This is a genomic window from Streptomyces sp. HNM0574, assembly GCF_012726235.1.
Classification (GTDB): domain Bacteria; phylum Actinomycetota; class Actinomycetes; order Streptomycetales; family Streptomycetaceae; genus Streptomyces.
The window spans coordinates 86,474-106,578 of the sequence record NZ_JAASAH010000017.1; the positions used below are offsets into that span (position 1 = coordinate 86,474).

Annotated in this window: 17 protein-coding genes; 15 read left to right on the top strand and 2 right to left on the bottom strand. The window is 70.7% G+C overall.

The window, feature by feature from the left end; genetic code table 11:
* Positions 1 to 644 precede the first annotated feature (644 nt).
* The 15 genes from HCC30_RS24070 (at position 645) to HCC30_RS24140 (ending at position 17,852) form a co-directional block, all read left to right on the top strand.
* Positions 645 to 1,004 (top strand): NADH-quinone oxidoreductase subunit A, encoded by a 360-nt coding sequence (locus tag HCC30_RS24070; RefSeq protein ID WP_169444858.1) that lies wholly within the window; start codon positions 645 to 647, stop codon positions 1,002 to 1,004.
* Between the two features lie 14 nt (positions 1,005 to 1,018).
* Positions 1,019 to 1,573 carry an NADH-quinone oxidoreductase subunit B gene (locus HCC30_RS24075; protein ID WP_169444859.1) on the top strand — a complete coding sequence of 185 codons (555 nt, stop codon included), beginning with the start codon at positions 1,019 to 1,021 and terminating at the stop codon, positions 1,571 to 1,573.
* Positions 1,570 to 2,340 (top strand): NADH-quinone oxidoreductase subunit C, encoded by a 771-nt coding sequence (locus tag HCC30_RS24080; RefSeq protein ID WP_169444860.1) that lies wholly within the window; start codon positions 1,570 to 1,572, stop codon positions 2,338 to 2,340. Before HCC30_RS24075 ends, HCC30_RS24080 begins: the two co-directional genes overlap by 4 nt.
* Complete coding sequence (locus HCC30_RS24085) at positions 2,340 to 3,674, top strand: NADH-quinone oxidoreductase subunit D (RefSeq protein WP_169444861.1); 1,335 nt, start codon at positions 2,340 to 2,342, stop codon at positions 3,672 to 3,674. The genes HCC30_RS24080 and HCC30_RS24085 overlap by 1 nt, the downstream gene beginning before the upstream one ends.
* Positions 3,671 to 4,567 carry an NADH-quinone oxidoreductase subunit NuoE gene (nuoE, locus tag HCC30_RS24090; RefSeq protein WP_169444862.1) on the top strand — a complete coding sequence of 299 codons (897 nt, stop codon included), beginning with the start codon at positions 3,671 to 3,673 and terminating at the stop codon, positions 4,565 to 4,567. The genes HCC30_RS24085 and nuoE overlap by 4 nt, the downstream gene beginning before the upstream one ends.
* On the top strand, positions 4,567 to 5,910 hold the full coding sequence (gene nuoF, locus HCC30_RS24095) for an NADH-quinone oxidoreductase subunit NuoF (RefSeq protein ID WP_169444863.1): 1,344 nt from the start codon (positions 4,567 to 4,569) through the stop codon (positions 5,908 to 5,910). Before nuoE ends, nuoF begins: the two co-directional genes overlap by 1 nt.
* A complete protein-coding gene (locus HCC30_RS24100) occupies positions 5,907 to 8,465 on the top strand; it encodes an NADH-quinone oxidoreductase subunit G (protein ID WP_169444864.1) in 2,559 nt (852 codons plus the stop codon). The genes nuoF and HCC30_RS24100 overlap by 4 nt, the downstream gene beginning before the upstream one ends.
* Positions 8,462 to 9,901: an NADH-quinone oxidoreductase subunit NuoH gene (gene nuoH, locus HCC30_RS24105; RefSeq protein WP_169444865.1), complete on the top strand. Its 1,440-nt coding sequence runs from the start codon at positions 8,462 to 8,464 to the stop codon at positions 9,899 to 9,901. The genes HCC30_RS24100 and nuoH overlap by 4 nt, the downstream gene beginning before the upstream one ends.
* On the top strand, positions 9,894 to 10,607 hold the full coding sequence (nuoI, locus tag HCC30_RS24110) for an NADH-quinone oxidoreductase subunit NuoI (RefSeq protein ID WP_346776781.1): 714 nt from the start codon (positions 9,894 to 9,896) through the stop codon (positions 10,605 to 10,607). The genes nuoH and nuoI overlap by 8 nt, the downstream gene beginning before the upstream one ends.
* A complete protein-coding gene (locus HCC30_RS24115; RefSeq protein WP_169444866.1) occupies positions 10,604 to 11,548 on the top strand; it encodes an NADH-quinone oxidoreductase subunit J in 945 nt (314 codons plus the stop codon). The genes nuoI and HCC30_RS24115 overlap by 4 nt, the downstream gene beginning before the upstream one ends.
* Positions 11,545 to 11,844, top strand: a complete 300-nt coding sequence (nuoK, locus tag HCC30_RS24120) for an NADH-quinone oxidoreductase subunit NuoK (protein ID WP_169444867.1) — start codon at positions 11,545 to 11,547, stop codon at positions 11,842 to 11,844. Before HCC30_RS24115 ends, nuoK begins: the two co-directional genes overlap by 4 nt.
* 13 nt (positions 11,845 to 11,857) lie before the next feature.
* Positions 11,858 to 13,753, top strand: a complete 1,896-nt coding sequence (gene nuoL / locus HCC30_RS24125; protein ID WP_169444868.1) for an NADH-quinone oxidoreductase subunit L — start codon at positions 11,858 to 11,860, stop codon at positions 13,751 to 13,753.
* 3 nt (positions 13,754 to 13,756) lie between these two features.
* Entirely contained in the window at positions 13,757 to 15,412 is a 1,656-nt protein-coding gene (locus tag HCC30_RS24130) for an NADH-quinone oxidoreductase subunit M (RefSeq protein WP_169444869.1), read from the top strand.
* Positions 15,413 to 15,435: 23 nt separating this feature from the next.
* Complete coding sequence (gene nuoN, locus HCC30_RS24135) at positions 15,436 to 17,103, top strand: NADH-quinone oxidoreductase subunit NuoN (RefSeq protein ID WP_169444901.1); 1,668 nt, start codon at positions 15,436 to 15,438, stop codon at positions 17,101 to 17,103.
* 248 nt (positions 17,104 to 17,351) lie between these two features.
* Entirely contained in the window at positions 17,352 to 17,852 is a 501-nt protein-coding gene (locus tag HCC30_RS24140) for an SSI family serine proteinase inhibitor (protein WP_206324253.1), read from the top strand.
* Positions 17,853 to 17,963: 111 nt separating this feature from the next.
* On the opposite strand, the gene HCC30_RS24145 is transcribed toward HCC30_RS24140, so the two are convergent.
* Both HCC30_RS24145 and fahA read right to left on the bottom strand, forming a co-directional pair.
* Entirely contained in the window at positions 17,964 to 18,518 is a 555-nt protein-coding gene (locus tag HCC30_RS24145; RefSeq protein ID WP_169444870.1) for a hypothetical protein, read from the bottom strand.
* Positions 18,519 to 18,797: 279 nt separating this feature from the next.
* Positions 18,798 to 20,072, bottom strand: coding sequence for a fumarylacetoacetase (gene fahA / locus HCC30_RS24150; RefSeq protein WP_169444871.1), 1,275 nt, complete (start codon positions 20,070 to 20,072; stop codon positions 18,798 to 18,800).
* Positions 20,073 to 20,105 lie beyond the last annotated feature (33 nt).

The following is a 20,105-nucleotide window of genomic DNA, read 5'->3' on the forward strand; positions in this document are numbered from 1 at the left end:
GCCAGATCGCCGCCGGGGGAGGGGCGGAGGAGGTCCGTCGCGTGCGGGGCGGGAGTGACCCGGAGGGTGGCCGTGAGGTTGTGCCGGCGTTCACGACCCGGTGCGGGCGGAGTGAACAGCGGTGGCGCGAGCGGGGAGTTGGGGCGGGTGGGGTGCGCCGTGATCTGCCCGTGACCTGTGTCCGTCGGCAGTGCCCGAGGTGCCGGGGTGCCTCCTTCTGTCTTGAAACGCGTGCCCGCGCGTCTATCAGCTCCCGCCGTCTCATTGCGAATTTGCCACTGCACGCGCCGAGTTGATAGTGCGATCGCATCGAAAGGCGTGTGACCACGGGTAAGTGATCACCAGGGGTGATCGTTCCGGTGCTTCGCGTGTGAAGATCCACTCTCATCGGACCGGATGATTGTTCGTCAGGTGGCGGAGATCACAAAGCTGTTGGGGCACCCCGTGTCGCAGATCACATGGCTCGGGCATAAGATGCCTCCGGCGAGGGCTTGTGAACTGCCTCACATAGGAGCGATCTTCTTGGGGCGGGCCGCGGGCCCAGCAGACAGCCGGCAGACGAGCGTCGACTCGCCTTCCGGGCCCGACCTGGGCCCGGAAGCCCCTGGGGGTCACTCCGGGTCGACGGGAAGGAGTGGGGAGCGGTGAACGCCTACACGCCGATCCTTGTACTGGGAGCGCTTGCGGCAGCCTTCGCGATCTTCTCCGTGGTCATGGCGACGATCGTCGGGCCCAAGCGCTACAACCGCGCGAAACTGGAAGCGTACGAGTGCGGCATCGAGCCCACTCCGCAGCCCGCAGGCGGTGGACGTTTCCCCGTCAAGTACTACCTCACGGCGATGCTCTTCATCGTCTTCGACATCGAAATCGTTTTTCTCTACCCGTGGGCCGTCCACTTCGATTCCCTCGGGATGTTCGGCCTTCTCGAAATGCTGGTCTTCGTCGCCCTCATCGGTGTCGCCTACGCCTACGACTGGCGTCGCGGCGGCCTGGAATGGGATTAGGGGCTGGATAGGTAATGGGACTCGAAGAGAAGCTGCCGAGCGGCTTTCTGCTGACCACCGTCGGGCAGGCCGCCGGCTGGGTGCGCAAGTCGTCGATGTTCCCGGCGACCTTCGGACTCGCCTGCTGTGCCATCGAGATGATGACCACCGGCGCGGGCCGGTACGACCTGGCCCGGTTCGGCATGGAGGTCTTCCGCGGCTCGCCCCGGCAGGCGGACCTGATGATCGTCGCGGGACGGGTGAGCCAGAAGATGGCGCCCGTGCTGCGGCAGGTCTACGACCAGATGCCCAATCCAAAGTGGGTCATCTCGATGGGCGTCTGCGCCTCCTCGGGCGGGATGTTCAACAACTACGCGATCGTCCAGGGCGTCGACCACATCGTCCCCGTCGACATCTACCTGCCCGGGTGCCCGCCGCGTCCGGAAATGCTGATGGACGCCATTCTCAAGCTCCACCAGCACGTGCAGAACGAAAAGCTCGGCGTCGACCGGGAGAAGGCCGCCCGGGAAGCCGAAGAAGCGGCACAGAAGGCGGTCCCGACGATCGAGATGAAGGGACTGCTCCGGTGAGCGACGAGAAGAAACCCGGACCGGGGGAAAACGGCAACGGCGCGAACGGAAACGGCGCCAACGGGCAGAACGGCGCGGGAGTTCCCGCGGCGCGGGGCAGCGAGCCCGCCGAGGCGATCACCGTCCGCCGGGGCATGTTCGGCCCGGTGCAGGGCGGCGACACCTCGGGCTACGGCGGCCTGGTCCGTACGGTCCGGCTGCCCGGCGCCTCCTCCCGGCCGTACGGCGGCTGGTTCGACGAGGTCGCCGACGAACTGGAGGGCGCCCTGGAGGAACAGGGACTGCTCCCCGAGAACGCGATCGAGAAGACCGTCGTCGACCGCGGCGAGATCACCTTCCACATCGACCGCGGCCACCTGCTCCGCGTCGCCCGCACCCTCCGCGACGACCCGGCGCTCCGCTTCGAGCTGTGCACCGGCGTCAGCGGCGTCCACTTCCCCGACGACAAGGGCCGCGAGCTGCGCGCCGTTTACCACCTGCGTTCGCTCACCCACAACCGGGTGATCCGGCTGGAGGTCAGCGCCCCGGACAGCGACCCGCACGTGCCGTCGATCGTCGACGTGTACCCGACCAACGACTGGCACGAGCGCGAGACGTACGACTTCTTCGGTCTCGTCTTCGACGGCCATCCGGCGCTGACGCGGATCATCATGCCCGACGACTGGCAGGGCTTCCCGCAGCGCAAGGACTACCCGCTCGGCGGCATCCCCGTCGAGTACAAGGGCGCCCAGATCCCGGCTCCCGACCAGCGGAGGTCGTACACCTGATGTCTACCAGCCAGACCCACGCGACCGCGGGCATCCGTGAGACCACCGAGGGCACCGTCTACGACGTCAGCGGCGGTGACTGGGACGAGCTCGCCGCCGCGGCGGCGAAGAGCGACGACGAGCGCATCATCGTCAACATGGGGCCCCAGCACCCGTCCACGCACGGCGTGCTCCGCCTGATCCTGGAGATCGACGGCGAGACGGTCACCGAGGCCCGCTGCGGCATCGGCTATCTGCACACCGGGATCGAGAAGAACCTCGAGTACCGGACGTGGACCCAGGGCACGACGTTCGTGACGCGCATGGACTACCTGACGCCGTTCTTCAACGAGACGGCGTACTGCATGGCCGTGGAGAAACTGCTCGGCATCTCCGGCGACATCCCGGACCGCGCGAACGTCATCCGGGTGCTGATGATGGAGCTCAACCGGCTCTCCTCGCACCTCGTGGCCATCGCCACCGGCGGCATGGAACTCGGCGCCACCACCGTCATGATCTTCGGCTTCCGGGACCGCGAACACGTCCTCGACGTGTACGAGCAGATCACCGGCCTGCGGATGAACCACGCGTACATCCGCCCCGGCGGACTCGCGCAGGACCTGCCGCCCGGATCGATGGACGCGCTGCGCGAGTTCGTGAAGACGATGCGGAAGAACCTGCCGGAGTACGACAAGCTCTGCAGCGGCAACCCGGTCTTCAAGGCCCGCCTCCAGGACATCGGCCACCTCGACCTCAGCGGCTGCATGGCCCTCGGCGCCACCGGCCCGATCCTCCGCTCCGCCGGACTGCCGCACGACCTGCGCAAGGCGCAGCCGTACTGCGGCTACGAGAACTACGACTTCGAGGTGCCGACGGTCGACACCTGCGACTCCTACGGCCGGTTCCTGCTGCGCGTCGAGGAGATGCACCAGTCGCTGCGGATCATCGAGCAGTGCATGGAACGGCTGGAGCCCGGGCCCGTGATGGTCGGCGACAAGAAGATCGCCTGGCCCGCGCAGCTGGCGCTCGGCCCCGACGGTCTCGGCAACTCGCTGGACCACATCAAGAACATCATGGGCACCTCCATGGAGGCCCTGATCCACCACTTCAAGCTGGTGACGGAGGGCTTCCGGGTGCCGCCGGGACAGGCGTACGCGGCCGTGGAGTCCCCGAAGGGCGAGCTGGGCGTGCACGTGGTGAGCGACGGCGGCACCCGCCCCTACCGCGTCCACTTCCGCGACCCCTCCTTCACCAACCTGGAGGCCATGGCGGCGATGTGCGAGGGCGGCCAGGTCGCCGACGTCATCGTCGCCGTCGCGTCCATCGACCCCGTGATGGGAGGCGTCGACCGATGACCGAAGTGCCGCTCGGAATCCCCGAGATGCCCGCGCCCGACTACCCGGACGAGGTGCGGGAGCGGCTGGAGCGGGACGCGAAGGAGATCATCGCCCGCTACCCCGACAGCCGCTCCGCGCTGCTGCCCCTGCTGCACCTGGTGCAGTCGGAGGAGGGCCATGTGACGCGCACCGGCCAGCGGTTCTGCGCCGAGACGCTCGGCCTGACCACCGCCGAGGTCAACGCCGTCGCGACGTTCTACACGATGTACCGCCGCAAGCCCTCCGGCGACTACCAGGTCGGGGTGTGCACCAACACGCTGTGCGCCGTGATGGGCGGCGACGCGATCTTCGACGAGCTCAAGGACCACCTCGGCGTCGGCAACGACGAGACCACCGGCGACGGCAGGGTCACCCTGGAGCACATCGAGTGCAACGCGGCCTGCGACTACGCCCCGGTGGTGATGGTCAACTGGGAGTTCTTCGACAACCAGACCCCGGACTCCGCGAAGCGGCTCGTCGACGACCTGCGCGCCGGACGCGAGGTCGTCCCCACCCGCGGCGCCTCCCTGTGCACCTTCAAGGAGACCGCGCGCATCCTCGCGGGCTTCCCCGACCAGCGCGCCGGAGCCGTCGAGTCCGGCGGCGGCGCCGGCCCCGCCTCCCTCGTCGGGCTGCGCCTGGCCAAGGGCGAGGCGCCCACCGGCCGCGTCGTCAGCCCCCGCGCCGAACCGCAGCCCGGCGAGCCCGGCACCCGCGGCACCGGCGAGAACGGCACCGCACCCGGCGAGGCCCCGCCGACCCACCCCTCCTCGCACGACGCGCCCCGCGACACCGCCGCATCCGACCCGTCCCACCCCTCGGGCCCGGTCACCGGTGACGAAGGAGCCGACGGAAGGGACACGAACCAGTGATGACCACCGAATCACCGGAGAAGGTCCTGCACCCGGTCCTCTCCTCCTTCTGGGACGAGCCCGAGCCCTGGACGCTGGCCACCTACCGGCGGCACGAGGGCTACGACGGCCTGCGCACCGCACTCGCCATGGACCCGGACGACGTCATCGCCTACGTCAAGGACGCGGGCCTGCGCGGCCGCGGCGGCGCCGGCTTCCCCACCGGGATGAAGTGGCAGTTCATCCCGCAGGGCGACGGCAAACCGCACTACCTCGTGGTCAACGCCGACGAGTCCGAGCCGGGTACCTGCAAGGACATCCCGCTGCTGTACGCCAACCCGCACTCCCTGATCGAAGGCATCGTGATCGCCTGCCACGCGATCCGCTCCAGCCACGCCTTCATCTACCTGCGCGGCGAAGTCGTCCCCGTACTACGGCGGTTGCACCTCGCCGTCCGCGAGGCGTACGAGGCCGGATACCTCGGCAAGGACGCGCTCGGGCCCGGCAAGGACCTCGAACTCACCGTCCACGCCGGCGCGGGCGCCTACATCTGCGGTGAGGAGACGGCGCTGCTCGACTCGCTGGAGGGCCGCCGCGGCCAGCCCAGGCTGCGCCCGCCGTTCCCCGCCGTCGCCGGCCTCTACGCCTGCCCGACGGTGGTGAACAACGTCGAGTCCATCGCGTCCGTGCCGATGCTGATGCTCAAGGGCAAGGACTGGTTCCGCTCGATGGGCAGCGAGAAGTCCCCCGGCTTCACGCTCTACTCGCTCAGCGGGCACGTCGCCAGCCCCGGCCAGTACGAGGCACCGCTCGGCATCACCCTGCGGCAGCTGCTCGACCTCAGCGGCGGCATGCGGCCGGGCCACCGGCTCAAGTTCTGGACCCCGGGCGGCTCCTCGACCCCGATGCTCACCGAGGAACACCTCGACGTCCCGCTCGACTACGAGGGCGTCGGCGAAGCCGGCTCCATGCTCGGCACCAAGGCCCTCCAGTGCTTCGACGAGACCACCTGCGTGGTGCGCGCCGTGACCCGCTGGACGGAGTTCTACGCGCACGAGTCCTGCGGCAAGTGCACCCCCTGCCGCGAGGGCACCTACTGGCTCGTCCAGGTGCTGCGCGGCATCGAGGCGGGCACCGGCACCCTCGCCGACATCGACAAGATCGACGACATCGCCGACAACATCAACGGCAAGTCCTTCTGCGCCCTCGGCGACGGCGCCGCCAGCCCCATCTTCTCCTCCCTGAAGTACTTCCGCGCGGAGTACGAGGAGCACGTCAACGGACGCGGCTGCCCCTTCGACCCCGCCAGGTCGACCGCGTGGGCCGACCGCGGCAGCAACCCTCACCTGGAGGTGAACGCGTGACAGTGACCAGCACCGGTCAGACCTCCGGTGGACAACCGGCGCCCCCGCCCGAGGACTTGGTCTCGCTCACCATCGACGGCGTCCACATCAGCGTCCCCAAGGGCACGCTGGTGATCCGCGCCGCCGAGCAGATCGGCGTCGAGATCCCGCGCTTCTGCGACCACCCGCTGCTCGACCCGGCCGGCGCCTGCCGCCAGTGCATCGTCGAGGTCGAGGGCCAGCGCAAGCCGATGGCGTCCTGCACGATCACCTGCACCGACGGGATGGTCGTACGGACCCAACTCACCTCCCCCGTCGCGGAGAAGGCACAGCGCGGCGTGATGGAGCTGCTGCTGATCAACCACCCGCTGGACTGCCCCGTCTGCGACAAGGGCGGCGAGTGCCCGCTGCAGAACCAGGCGATGACGGCGGGGCAGGCGGACTCCCGGTTCGAGGGCGTCAAGCGCACCTTCGAGAAGCCGGTGCCCGTCTCCAAGCAGGTGCTGCTGGACCGCGAACGCTGCGTGCTCTGCGCCCGCTGCACCCGCTTCTCGAACCAGATCGCCGGCGACCCGGTGATCGAACTCCTGGAACGCGGCGCCCTCCAGCAGGTCGGCACCGGTGAGGGCGACCCCTTCGAGTCGTACTTCTCCGGCAACACCATCCAGATCTGCCCCGTCGGCGCGCTGACGTCCGCCGCGTACCGCTTCCGCTCCCGCCCCTTCGACCTCGTCTCCTCCCCGTCCGTGTGCGAACACTGTGCCGGCGGCTGCGCCACCCGCACCGACCACCGGCGCGGCAAGGTCATGCGCCGCCTGGCCGCCGAGGACCCCGAGGTCAACGAGGAATGGGTGTGCGACAAGGGCCGCTTCGCGTTCCGCTACGCGCAGCGCCCCGACCGCCTCACCCACCCGCTGGTGCGCGGCACCGACGGCGAACTCGCCCCCGCCAGCTGGCCCGAGGCCCTGGAGGCCGCGGCCGCCGGGCTCGCGGGCGCCCGCGGCCGGGCCGGTGTCCTCGCCGGCGGCCGGGTCACCGTCGAGGACGCCTACGCGTACGCCAAGTTCGCGCGGATCGCGCTCGGCACCAACGACGTCGACTTCCGCGCCCGCGTCCACTCCGCCGAGGAGGCCGACTTCCTCGCGGCACACGTCGCCGGACGCGGCCGCGACCTCGACGGGGACGGCGTCACCCACACCGCGCTCGAACACGCCCCGGCCGTGCTGCTCGTCGGCTTCGAGGCCGAGGAGGAGGCCCCCGGCGTCTTCCTGCGGCTCCGCAAGGGCATGCGCAAGCACGGGCTGCGCACCTTTTCCCTCGCCGCGCACACCACCCGCGGCCTCGCCAAGACGGGCGGCACCCTGCTCCCCGCCGCCCCCGGCACCGAGACCGAGTGGCTGGACGCCCTCGCCGGCGGCGTCGGCCTCGACGAGACCGGCGTCCGCGCGGCGGAGGCGCTGCGCGCCGAGGGCTCCGTGATCCTCGTCGGCGAGCGGCTCGCCGGCGTACCCGGCGCCCTCACCGCGGCCGTCCGCACCGCCACCGCGACCGGGGCCCGCCTGGTGTGGATCCCGCGCCGGGCCGGCGAACGCGGCGCCGTCGAGGCGGGCGCGCTGCCCTCGCTGCTGCCGGGCGCCCGCCCGGCCACCGACCCGCGGGCCCGCGAGGAGATCGCCCGCGCCTGGGGCGTCGCCGAACTCCCCACCGGATACGGGCGGGACACCGGCCAGATCGTCGAGGCCGCGGCCAACGGCGAACTCGCCGCCCTCGTCGTCGGCGGCGTCGGCGTCGAAGACCTGCCCGACCCGGCACGGGCCCGGCAGGCGCTCGACGAGGTCGGCTTCCTCGTCAGCCTGGAACTGCGGCCCGGCGAGATCACCGAACGCGCCGACGTCGTCCTCCCCGTCGCCGCCGTCGCCGAGAAGGACGGCACCTTCCTCAACTGGGAAGGCCGCGTACGGCCGTTCGCCGCCGCGCTCAAGCCCGACCAGATGACCAGGCGGCACGTCCAGCCCGACGGCCGGGTCCTGCACATGCTCACCGACGCGCTCGCGCACGCGCAGGAACAGCGCGGCGGCACCGGACACGGCGGCCTCGGCCTGCCCGACGTCACCGCGGCCCGCACCGAGATCGACCGCATCGGCGTCTGGGAACGGAACACCCACGACACCGCCCCCGGCGCCACCCCGGCCGCACCCCGCACGCCCCAACTCCCGCAGCCCGCCCGGGGCGAGGCCGTCCTCGCCGGACACCGGCTGCTGCTGGACCAGGGCCGGCTCCAGGAGGGTGACGAGGCACTCGCCGGCACCCGGCACGCCGCCGTCGCCCGGCTGTCCGCCGCCACCGCGGCCGAGACCGGCGTCAAGGACGGCGACCTGCTCGCCGTCACCGGACCCGCCGGATCGACGGCCCTGCCGCTGCGGGTGACGCCCATGCCGGACCGGGTGGTGTGGCTGCCGATGAACTCCACCGGCGGCGGCGTCACCGGCGACACCGGGGCCCGCCAGGGCGAACTCGTCCGCATCGGCCCCGCACCCCTTCCGGGCACCGACGACCAGGCGGAGGTGGACGCATGAGCGCCCTCGCACTCGCCCCCGCCGGGGCGGCACCGGCACACCTCGCCGCCGAGGACCTCTCCGTCTTCGGCACCGACCCCTTCTGGCTGGTCGCCCTCAAGGCAGTGTTCTGCTTCGCGTTCCTGATGGTCGTGGTGCTGCTGTCGATCGTCATGGAACGCAAGGTCGTCGCCTGGATGCAGCTGCGCGTCGGGCCCAACCGGCACGGCCCCTGGGGCATGCTCCAGTCCCTCGCCGACGGCATCAAACTGATGCTGAAGGAGGACGTCGTCGTCTCCGGCGCCGACAAGGCCGTCTACATCCTGGCCCCGGTGCTCGGCGCGATCCCCGCCTTCATGGCCATCGCGGTCATCCCGTTCGGGCCGCCGGGCAACGAGGTGTCGATCTTCGGGACGCGCACCGCGCTCCAGCTGACCGACCTCCCCGTGGCCCTGCTGTTCATCCTCGCCACGTCCTCCATCGCCGCGTACGGCACCGTCCTCGCCGGCTGGTCCTCCGGATCGACGTACCCGCTGCTCGGCGGCGTCCGCGCCGTCGCCCAGTCCATCAGCTACGAGGTCGCCATGGGCCTCAGCTTCGCGGCCGTCTTCCTCTACTCCGGCTCCATGTCGACGTCCGCGATCGTCGACGCCCAGTCCGACACCTGGTTCGGCGTGCTGCTGCCGGTGTCCTTCCTGATCTACCTCGTGTCGATGGTGGGTGAGGCGCACCGGGCGCCGTTCGACATGCCGGAGTCCGAGGGCGACCTCGTCGGCGGCTTCAACACCGAGTACTCGTCCATCAAGTTCGCGATGTTCATGCTCGCCGAGTACGTCCACATGGTGACGGTCTCCGCGCTCGCGGTGACGCTGTTCCTCGGCGGCTGGCGGGCGCCCGCGCCCATCTCCTCCGTCTGGGAGGGCGCCAACCACGGCTGGTGGCCGATGCTGTGGTTCATGGCGAAGCTGCTGGTGCTGCTCTTCGTCTTCGTCTGGATCCGCGGCACCCTGCCCCGCGTCCGCTACGACCAGTTCATGAAGCTCGGCTGGAAGGTCCTCATCCCCGTCTCGCTGGTGTGGCTGATGCTCGTCGCCACCGTGCGGGCCATGCGGAACGAGGGCTACGACTTCAGCGACATCGTCTACTGGGTCGGCGGCGCCGCACTCGCGATCCTGCTGCTGTCCTTCGTCTTCGACGCCGTACGCGGCAGGAAGGAAGCCGCCGAGGAGGAAGCCGCCGAGGCCGAGCGGAAGAGCGAGGTCTTCGACCCCATGGCCGGCGGCTACCCCGTACCGCCGCTGCCGGGACAGACTCTGCCGCCCGTCCCGCGCCGCCGCTCCCGCGCCCACGACGCGGACCGGCCGCTGGTCGGCGCGGGCGGTAACTCCGGCTCCCCGGGCGGGACTTCGCCCCAGAACTCCGAGGGACTCCAGGGAAAGGAGGCCGACGGTGCCTGACAACCCCGTGGCCGGCTTCGGCGTGACCTTCAAGGACATGTTCAAGAAGCGGCTCACCGAGCAGTACCCCGAATACAAGAAACCGACGGCACCCCGCTTCCACGGACGTCACCAGCTCAACCGGCACCCGGACGGGCTGGAGAAATGCGTCGGCTGCGAACTGTGCGCCTGGGCCTGCCCCGCCGACGCCATCTACGTCGAAGGCGCCGACAACACCGACGAGGAGCGTTACTCGCCCGGCGAGCGGTACGGCCGCGTCTACCAGATCAACTACCTGCGCTGCATCCTGTGCGGCCTGTGCGTCGAGGCGTGCCCCACCCGGGCACTGACCATGACCAACGAGTACGAACTCGCCGACTCCTCCCGCGAATCGCTCATCTACACCAAGGAGGAGCTGCTCGCCGGCCTCACCGAGGACATGGTCGACAGCCCGCACGCCATCTACCCCGGCATGACCGAGAAGGACTACTACCGGGGCCTGGTCACCGAGGCCGCACCCGGCACCGTCCAGCAGACGGTGCACGACACCGGCACCCCGCAGCCCTCCGCCGGCACCTTCGGCCCGGACGAACCCGCCGACGAGGCCGACGTGCACGAGCCCCTCGAAGGCACCGTGCTCGGCGGCTCCCGCACCGGCGGCCCCGAGACCCAGTCCGCCACCGGCACCCACGGCGGCGCCGGCGGCACCGGGGAGGGCAGGTCATGACCGACAGCACGCTCACCACCCTCGCGGCGACCGGCGTCTCCTCCGGCGAGACCCTCCAGTTCTGGGTGCTCGGCACCGTCGCCGTCCTCGGCGCCCTCGGCACCGTCCTGATGCGCCGCGCCGTGCACGCCGCGCTCTGCCTCGCCGGCACCATGATCATCCTGGCGCTGTTCTACCTCGCCAACGGCGCCTACTTCCTCGGCATCGTCCAGATCGTCGTCTACACCGGCGCCGTCATGATGCTGTTCCTGTTCGTGCTGATGCTCGTCGGCGTCAGCGCCGCCGACTCCCTCAAGGAGACGCTCAAGCACCAGCGCTGGCTCGCCGCCGCCTGCGGCCTCGGCCTCGGCATCCTGCTCATCGCCGGCATCGGACAGGTCACCGTCGGCTCCTACGCCGGACTCGCCCAGGCCAACGCACCGGGCAACGTGCACGCCCTCGCCGCCCTGCTGTTCACCGAGTACGTCGTCGCCTTCGAGATCGTCGGCGCCCTGCTCACCGTCGCGGCCGTCGGCGCCACCCTGCTCACCCACCGGGAACGCATCGAGAAGAGCAAGTCCCAGCGGGAACAGGCCGAAGCGCGGGTCCGCCGCGGCCACCAGCTGCCGCCGCTCCCCGCACCCGGCGTCTACGCCCGGCACAACGCCGTCGACCGCCCCGGACTCCTGCCCGACGGCAGCCCGTCCGAACTCACCGTCAGCGCCGTCCTCCGCGAACGCGGCCAGATCCGCGAAGTCGCCCAGGACGAGATGGCCTCGCTCACCGCCCTCGAACAGCGCACCGCCGACTACCAGGGCAAGCCCCCGTCGCGCCGGCCGCTCAAGACCGCCGCACCCGACCGGCCGGGCACCGCGGGCAGGGGAAGCGGCGCCACACCCGTCGAGGCACCCCCGGCGGGCGCCCGCGCGGACACGCCCGCAGAGGAGGAAGCCCGCCAGTGAGCCCCGTCAACTACGTCTACCTCGCCGCCCTGTTGTTCACCATCGGCGCCGCCGGAGTACTGCTGCGGCGCAACGCCATCGTGGTGTTCATGTGCGTCGAGCTGATGCTGAACGCGGCCAACCTGACGCTCGTCGCCTTCTCCCGCATGCACGGCAACCTCGACGGCCAGATCATGGCGTTCTTCGTCATGGTCGTCGCCGCCGCCGAAGTCGTCGTCGGGCTGGCGATCATCGTCATGGTCTACCGCTCCCGCCACTCGGCCTCGGTCGACGACGCCAGCCTGATGAAGCTGTAAGGGGTACGAACCAGTGGAGTCATTGATCGGACTGCTCGTCGGAGCCCCGCTGCTGGGCGCTGCCGTGCTGCTGTGCGGCGGGCGGCGACTCGACCGCACCGGGCACTGGCTGGGCACCCTGCTCGCGGCCGCCTCCTTCGCCCTCGCCGCGGTCCTCTTCCTCGACATGCTCGGCAGGCCCGCCGACGGACGGGCCATGCACCAGCACCTGTTCAGCTGGGTGCCGGTCGGCGGCTTCCAGGCGGACGTCGCCTTCCAGCTCGACCAGCTGTCCATGACCTTCGTGCTGCTGATCACCGGGGTGGGCACACTCATCCACCTCTACTCGGTCGGCTACATGGAGCACGACGCACGCCGCCGCCGCTTCTTCGGCTACCTCAACCTGTTCCTCGCGGCGATGCTGCTGCTCGTCCTCGCCGACAACTACCTGCTGCTGTACGTCGGATGGGAAGGCGTCGGCCTCGCCTCGTACCTCCTCATCGGTTTCTGGCAGCACAAGCCCAGCGCGGCCACCGCGGCGAAGAAGGCCTTCCTCGTCAACCGCGTCGGCGACGCCGGACTCGCCATCGCCATCTTCCTGATGTTCACCACCTTCGGCAGCTTCGCCTTCGCGCCCGTGCTCTCCGACGCCGGCGCCGCCAGCGAAGGCATGCTCACCGCCATCGGGCTGACGCTGCTCCTCGCCGCCTGCGGCAAGTCCGCCCAGGTGCCGCTCCAGTCCTGGCTCGGGGACGCCATGGAAGGCCCCACCCCCGTCTCCGCACTGATCCACGCGGCCACCATGGTCACCGCCGGCGTGTACCTCATCACCCGCTCCGGAGCCATCTTCAACGGAGCCCCCGACGCGCAGACCGTCGTCGTCATCGTCGGCGCCGTCACCCTCCTCTTCGGAGCGATCGTCGGTTGCGCCAAGGACGACATCAAAAAGGCCCTCGCCGGCTCCACCATGTCCCAGATCGGCTACATGGTCCTCGCCGCCGGACTCGGCCCCATCGGCTACGCGTTCGCCATCATGCACCTCGTCACCCACGGCTTCTTCAAGGCCGGACTCTTCCTCGGCGCCGGCTCCGTCATGCACGGCATGAACGACGAGGTCGACATGCGCAAATTCGGCGGCCTGCGGAAGTACATGCCCGTCACCTTCGTGACCTTCGGCCTCGGCTACCTCGCCATCATCGGCTTCCCCGGCCTCTCCGGATTCTTCTCCAAGGACCAGATCATCGAGGCCGCCTTCGCCAAGGGCGGCACCCAGGGCTGGATCCTCGGCGCCGTCACCCTCCTCGGCGCCGGCATCACCGCCTACTACATGACCCGCGTGATGCTGCTGACCTTCTTCGGCGAGAAGCGCTGGGAACCCGACGCGGAAGGCAACGCACCGCACCCGCACGAATCCCCCAGGTCCATGACCATCCCCATGATCCTGCTCGCCTTCGGCTCCGTCTTCGCCGGCGGACTCTTCAAGGCCGGGGACTCCTTCGTCGGCTGGCTCGAACCCGTCACCACCTTCGAGCACGGACACCCGCCCGTCAGCGCCCTCACCGTCACCGCGGCCACCATCGTCGTCCTGCTCGCCGGCGTCGCCGTCGCCTGGACCCAGTACGGGCAGCGCCCCGTACCGAAGACCGCGCCGCGCGGCAGCTTCCTCACCCGCGCCGCCCGACGCGACCTCCTCCAGGACGACTTCAACCACGTCGCGCTCGTCAAGCCCGGCGAATACCTCACCCGCGGACTCGTCTACATCGACCACAAAACCGTCGACGGCATGGTCAACGGCACCGCCGCCTCCTTCGGCGGACTGTCCGGACGGCTCCGCAAGGTCCAGAACGGTTTCGTCCGCAGCTACGCGGTCTCGATGTTCGGAGGCGCGGCCGTCCTGGTCGCCGCGACCCTGCTGATGAGGGCGGTCTGAGTCATGTCCACAGCCACCGCAGGATTCCCCCTGCTCACCGTCACCGCCGCACTGCCCGCAGTCGGCGCCGTCGCCACCGCGGCCGTACCCGCGGCCCGGCGCACCGCCGCCAAATGGCTGGCCCTGCTCGTCTCCCTGGGCACCCTCGCCCTCGCGGCCACCGTACTGCTCCGCTTCCAACCCGGCGGCGACCGCTACCAACTCACCGAATCACACGCCTGGATCGCCGACTTCGGCGTCCGCTACGAACTCGGCGTCGACGGCATCGGCGCGGCCCTGATCGGACTCACGGCCCTGCTCGTCCCGTTCGTCATCGGCGCCGCCTGGCACGACGCCGACCCCGCCGAAGGAGACGCCCCCACCGGACGGCGCTGGCGACCCACCCAGGGCTTCTTCGCGCTGATCCTCGCCGTCGAGGCGATGGTCGTCATCTCCTTCGCCGCCACCGACGTCTTCCTCTTCTACATCTTCTTCGAAGCCATGCTCATCCCGATGTACTTCCTCATCGGAGGCTTCGGAGACCGCGCCCACAGCGCCGGCGAGGAAGAAGGCGCCAAACAACGCAGCTACGCCGCCGTCAAGTTCCTGCTGTACAACCTGGCAGGCGGCCTGATCATGCTCGCCGCCGTCGTCGGCCTGTACGTCGTCACCGCCGACCAGCTCGGCGAAGGCACCTTCTCCCTCCAGGCCATCACCGAGGCCCGCGCCTCCGGCGAACTCGACATGGCCACCGGCACCGAACGCCTGCTCTTCCTCGGCTTCTTCTTCGCCTTCGCCGTCAAGGCCCCGCTGTGGCCGCTGCACACCTGGCTGCCCAACGCCATGGGAGAAGCCACCGCACCCGTCGCCGTGCTCATCACCGCCGTCGTCGACAAGGTCGGCACCTTCGCGATGCTGCGCTTCTGCCTCGGCCTCTTCCCCGGCGCCAGCGGATGGGCCACCCCCGTCGTCATCGGCCTCGCCCTCGTCAGCATCCTCTACGGGGCGCTGCTCGCCGTCGGCCAGCGCGACATCAAACGGCTCATCGCCTACGCCTCGATCTCCCACTTCGGGTTCATCGTCCTCGGCATCTTCGCGATGACCAGCCAGGGCCAGGGCGGCGCCACCCTCTACATGGTCTTCCACGGCATCTCCACCGCCGCCCTCATGCTCGTCGCCGGATTCCTCATCTCCCGGCGCGGCTCCCGGCTCATCGCCGACTACGGCGGCGTGCAGAAGGCCGCACCCGTCCTCGCCGGCACCTTCCTCGTCGGCGGACTCGCCACCCTGTCACTGCCCGGACTCGCACCCTTCATCAGCGAATTCCTCGTCCTGGTCGGCACGTTCAGCCGCTACCCGGTCGCCGGAATCGTCGCCACCGCCGGCATCATCCTCGCCGCCCTCTACGTCCTCCTGCTCTACCAGCGCACCATGACAGGACCGCTGGAGAAGGAAGAGATCAAGCGGCTGCCGGACCTGCGGGCCCGCGAACTCGCCGTCGTCGCCCCGCTGATCGCCTTCCTGATCTTCCTGGGCGTCTTCCCCAAGCCGCTCACCGACGTCGTGAACCCCGCCGTCGAACACACCCTGTCCGACGTACGGAAGACCGACCCGAAACCGGAGCATCCAGTCGCCGACAAGGGCTGGTTCGACTACACGCCCGGAGGTGACCACGAGTGAGCGCACTCACCACAGCGGCAGACATCCACACCGCCGCACACAGCGCCCTCGGCACAGCAGCACCCGTCCCCGGCAGGTGGACCCTCGGCGCCGAACAGCTCCAGGCACCCAGCATCGAGTACGGGCAGCTCTCACCCACCCTGATCGTGCTCGGCGCCGCCGTCCTCGGCATCCTCGTCGAAGCCTTCGCACCCCGCCGCGCCCGGTACGTCAGCCAACTCCTGCTCTCCGCACTCGGGTTGGCCGCCGCGTTCGCCGCCGTCGTCGGACTCGCCGTCGCCGGACACGGCACCAGCCGCGCCCAGGTCGCCGGCATGGGCGCCATCGCCGTCGACGGGCCCGCGCTGTTCCTCCAGGGCGTCACCCTCCTCGTCGCCCTCGTCTCCGTGTTCGTCTTCGCCGAACGCCGCCTCGAACCCGCCGCGCACGGCGCCCGCGTCGACTCCTTCGCCGCACAGCCCGCCGCCGTCCCCGGAGGCGACGGCGAACGCGAGGCCAACCGCGCCGGCTGGACCACCACCGAGGTCTTCCCGCTGCTCCTCTTCGCCGTCGGCGGCATGCTGATCTTCCCCGCCGCCAACGACCTCCTCACCCTGTTCATCTCCCTGGAGGTCTTCTCCCTCCCGCTCTACCTGCTCTGCGCCCTCGCCCGCCGCCGCCGGCTCCTCTCCCAGGAATCCGCGGTCAAGTACTTCCTGCTCGGCGCCTTCTCCTCCGCGTTCCTGCTGTTCGGCGTCGCCCTGCTGTACGGCTACGCCGGCACCGTCAACTACAGCGGCATCGCCCGCGTCATCTCCGGCGCCGAACAGACCACCACCCCGTTCCTCGCCAGCACCACCGCCACCGACGCGCTGCTCCTCATCGGCGGCGCCATGGTCCTGATGGGCCTGCTGTTCAAGGTCGGCGCCGTCCCGTTCCACATGTGGACCCCGGACGTCTACCAGGGCGCACCCACTCCCGTCACCGGGTTCATGGCCGCCGCCACCAAGGTCGCCGCCTTCGGCGCCCTGCTCCGGCTGCTGTACGTCGTCCTCCCCGGCCTCCGCTGGGACTGGCGGCCCGTCATGTGGGGCGTGGCGATCCTGACGATGCTCGCCGGCGCCGTCATCGCGATCACCCAGACCGACATCAAGCGGCTGCTCGCCTACTCGTCCATCGCACACGCCGGGTTCCTGCTCGCCGGCGTCATCGCCACCTCGGACGCGGGCATCTCCTCGGTGCTCTTCTACCTCGGCGCCTACTCGTTCGTGACGCTCGGCGCCTTCGCCGTCGTCACCCTCGTCCGGGACGCCGGCGGCGAAGCCACCCACCTGTCCAAATGGGCCGGACTGGGCCGCCGTTCACCCCTGCTGGCCGCCGTCTTCGCGGTGTTCCTGCTGGCCTTCGCCGGAATCCCGCTCACCTCCGGGTTCGCGGGCAAGTTCGCCGTCTTCAAGGCGGCCGCCGAGGGCGGCGCGGGCGCACTCGTCGTCGTCGGCGTCATCGCCTCGGCCATCGCCGCGTTCTTCTACATCCGGGTCATCGTGCTGATGTTCTTCAGCGAACCGAAGGCCGACGGCCCCTCCGTGGCCGTGCCCTCCGTGATGACCAGCAGCGCCATCGCCATCGGCGTCGCCGTCACCCTCGTCCTCGGCATCGCCCCGCAGTACTTCCTCGACCTGGCATCCCAGGCGAGCACCTTCGTACGCTGAACCGGCACGGGTACGCCCGGCTCCCCTCGCGGGGGCCGGGCGTACCCGTTTTTGCGGACGGACACGGGCGGGTGACATGCGCGGACGGCAACCGGCGCCGGGGGTGACACGTTCGGGTGGCGTGGAGGCCCGGGGCGTGACCGGGGGCGGTACGGGGCGTTCACGGGGCGTATGGGGTGTGCATGCCAGGTGTGTGTATGCGCCCCGCACCGTCCCGTAGGAACGTCCCGCTCCAGGAGCAACCCGTCATGCTGATCCGCAGACTCGCCGCCGTCACCGTCCTCGCCTCCGCCGCCACCCTCACCGCCGCACTGGCACCGGCCACCGCCGCGCCGCTCCCGCTGCCGCCCGTCCACCACGCACCGGACGGACCCACGCAGTCCCTCGGCGGCCAGCTGCTCGGCGCCCCCTCCGAAGCCGCGCCCGACAGCCTCACCGTCACCGTCTCGAAGACCGGCCAGGCCGCCGACCAGCGGACCTACCGGCTCAAGTGCCACCCCGTCGGCGGCAACCACCCCAACGCCCAGGGCGCCTGCGACCAGCTCGACGAGAACACCGAGTGGGGCAAGGACGCCTTCGCCGCCACGCCCAAGAACCAGAAGTGCACCATGATCCACGGCGGCCCCGAGACCGCCCACGTCGAGGGCACCTGGCAGGGACGCCCCGTCGACGCCGACTTCGAGCGGTCCAACGGCTGCGAGATCGCACGCTGGGACAAGCTCAGCGAGGTACTGGACACCGCACGCTGAGCGCCGGTCACCGCACGACACGTGCCCGGGAGGTCGCCAGGACCTCCCGGGCACGCGTGTGTCGGGACGCTGCCCGGCCGGTTCAGTTGGTTCTCCGGGGCCGGGGCCCGCTCAGTTGGGGAGCTGCGCCGCGTCGGTCGGCAGATCCGACGGCAGGTCGCCGGCGCCCGAGGGCAGCTCGGTGGGCAGATCCGTGGGCAGACCCTCGGCCGGGTTGCCCTCCGTGTCGGACGCCTTGGTGAACTCCGAGGTCTCGCCCGACTCCCACTTGACCGTCATCTTCTTCGCGTCCGCGTGCTCGACGGTGCCCTTGCTGTAGTCCCCGCCCTTCTGGCAGGTGAGATCCAGCGACACCGGGCTGCTGTCGGCGGCGACCGTGCCGGAGCAGCTCGCCTTGCCCAGCAGCACGACCCGGTCCTTGGCCACGGCCAGGATCAGGGTGTCCTTGGACGAGTCCCCCGTGAGGCTGGTCGCCCAACCGCCCTGGAGCGCCTTCGCGTCGACGTGCGAACCGCCGCCGCCCTCCTGCGAACCCTGGCTGCTGCCGCCGCTGTCGCCCGGCGAGTCGGAACCGCCCTTGTCGCTGCCGCTGCTGCAACCGCCGACCAGCAGTGCAGCGGCGGCCGCTGCCGCGGCGACCCCCGTGATCCGTGCCGAAGTGCGCACGTCTTTCCCTCCGTTGAGTACGTGATGCGTCATCCGTCCGCCGCGTCGGCCGGACGGGACGGGCCGCATCGGCGCCGGGTCCGCGTCGCGCCGGTCAGGCGGATTTCAGGTACGCGTCAATCTAGCAGCGGGCACCGACAGGACGTGCGGGATCGTGCGCCCGCAGCCGTACCGTGACGGGGCTGGGACACCGGGCGAACTCGGGTTGGTCGCGGAGGGGTTGGGCTGCCGCCCGGGCCCGCGCCGGTCCGTGACCGGCCCGGGCCCGGGGGAGGGGTGTCAGGCCGTCGCGGGCGGGTGGACGGTGCCCGTGACCTCGCCGAGAGCGATGCGGGTGCCGTTCGGGCCCGGCGCCCAGGCCGAGAGGGTGACCTCGTCGCCGTCCTCCAGGAACGTCCGCTTGGCGTCCGGGAGTTCGAGCGGCTCGCTGCCGCCCCAGGTCAGCTCCAGCAGCGAACCGCGCTGCCCCGGCTCCGGCCCGCTCACGGTGCCGGACGCGAACAGATCGCCGGTACGCAGCGAAGCACCGTTGACCGTCATGTGCGCCAACTGCTGCGCCGCCGTCCAGTACATGGTGGAGAACGGCGGCTCGGCGACGGTGTGGCCGTTCAGGGTGACGGTGATCCGCAGGTCCAGGCCCTCAGGATCGGCGCTCGCCGAGTCGTCGAGATAGGGGAGGAGCGGGGCGTCGGCGTCCCGCGCGGGCGGGGCCGTCCGGGCCGCGTCCAGCGCGTCGAGAGGCGTGACCCACGGCGAGACCGAGGTGGCGAAGGACTTGCCGAGGAACGGGCCGAGCGGCACGTACTCCCACGCCTGGATGTCCCGCGCCGACCAGTCGTTGAGCAGCGTCACGCCGAACACGTGCTCCCGGAAGCCCGACAGCGGGACACCGGCCTCACCCATGCCCGACGGGGTGCCGACGACGAAGCCGACCTCCGCCTCGATGTCCAGCCGCTGCGAGGGCCCGAACGACGGGACGGCCTCGTTCCGCGGCTTGCGCTGGCCCTGCGGGCGGACGACCGGCGTCCCCGAGACGACGACCGTGCCCGCCCGGCCGTGGTAACCGATCGGCAGATGCTTCCAGTTGGGCGTCAGCGGCTCGCTGTCCGGCCGGAAAATCTTCCCGACGTTGGTGGCGTGGTGCTCGCTCGCGTAGAAGTCGACGTAGTCGGCGACCTCGAAAGGCAGGCGCAGCCGGACCTGTTCGAGCGGGTGCAGGTGCGGGGTGACGGTGTCACGGTGCGCCGGATCGGTCAGCCAGCCGCGCAGCTCGGCCCGGACGGCCTGCCAGACGGGGCGGCCCGCGGCCATCAACGGGTTGAGCAGCGGCTGCCGCAGCAGCGGGGCGTGCGCGGAACCGACCGCCTCGGCGACCGCCGCCGCGTCCAGGACATACGCGCCGTACCGGACACCGACCCGGGCCTGCGCGGCATCCTGCTCCCCGCCGGTGGTGAACACACCGTAGGGAAGGTTGTCCGGGCCGAAGGGGTCGTCGTGGGGCAGGTCGAGCGGGTGAGCTCCGGCGGTCGCCGTGGTGTCCCTCTGGGCCGTCATGGGCGCAGCCTCGCCTTCGAGATCGTCGGTCAC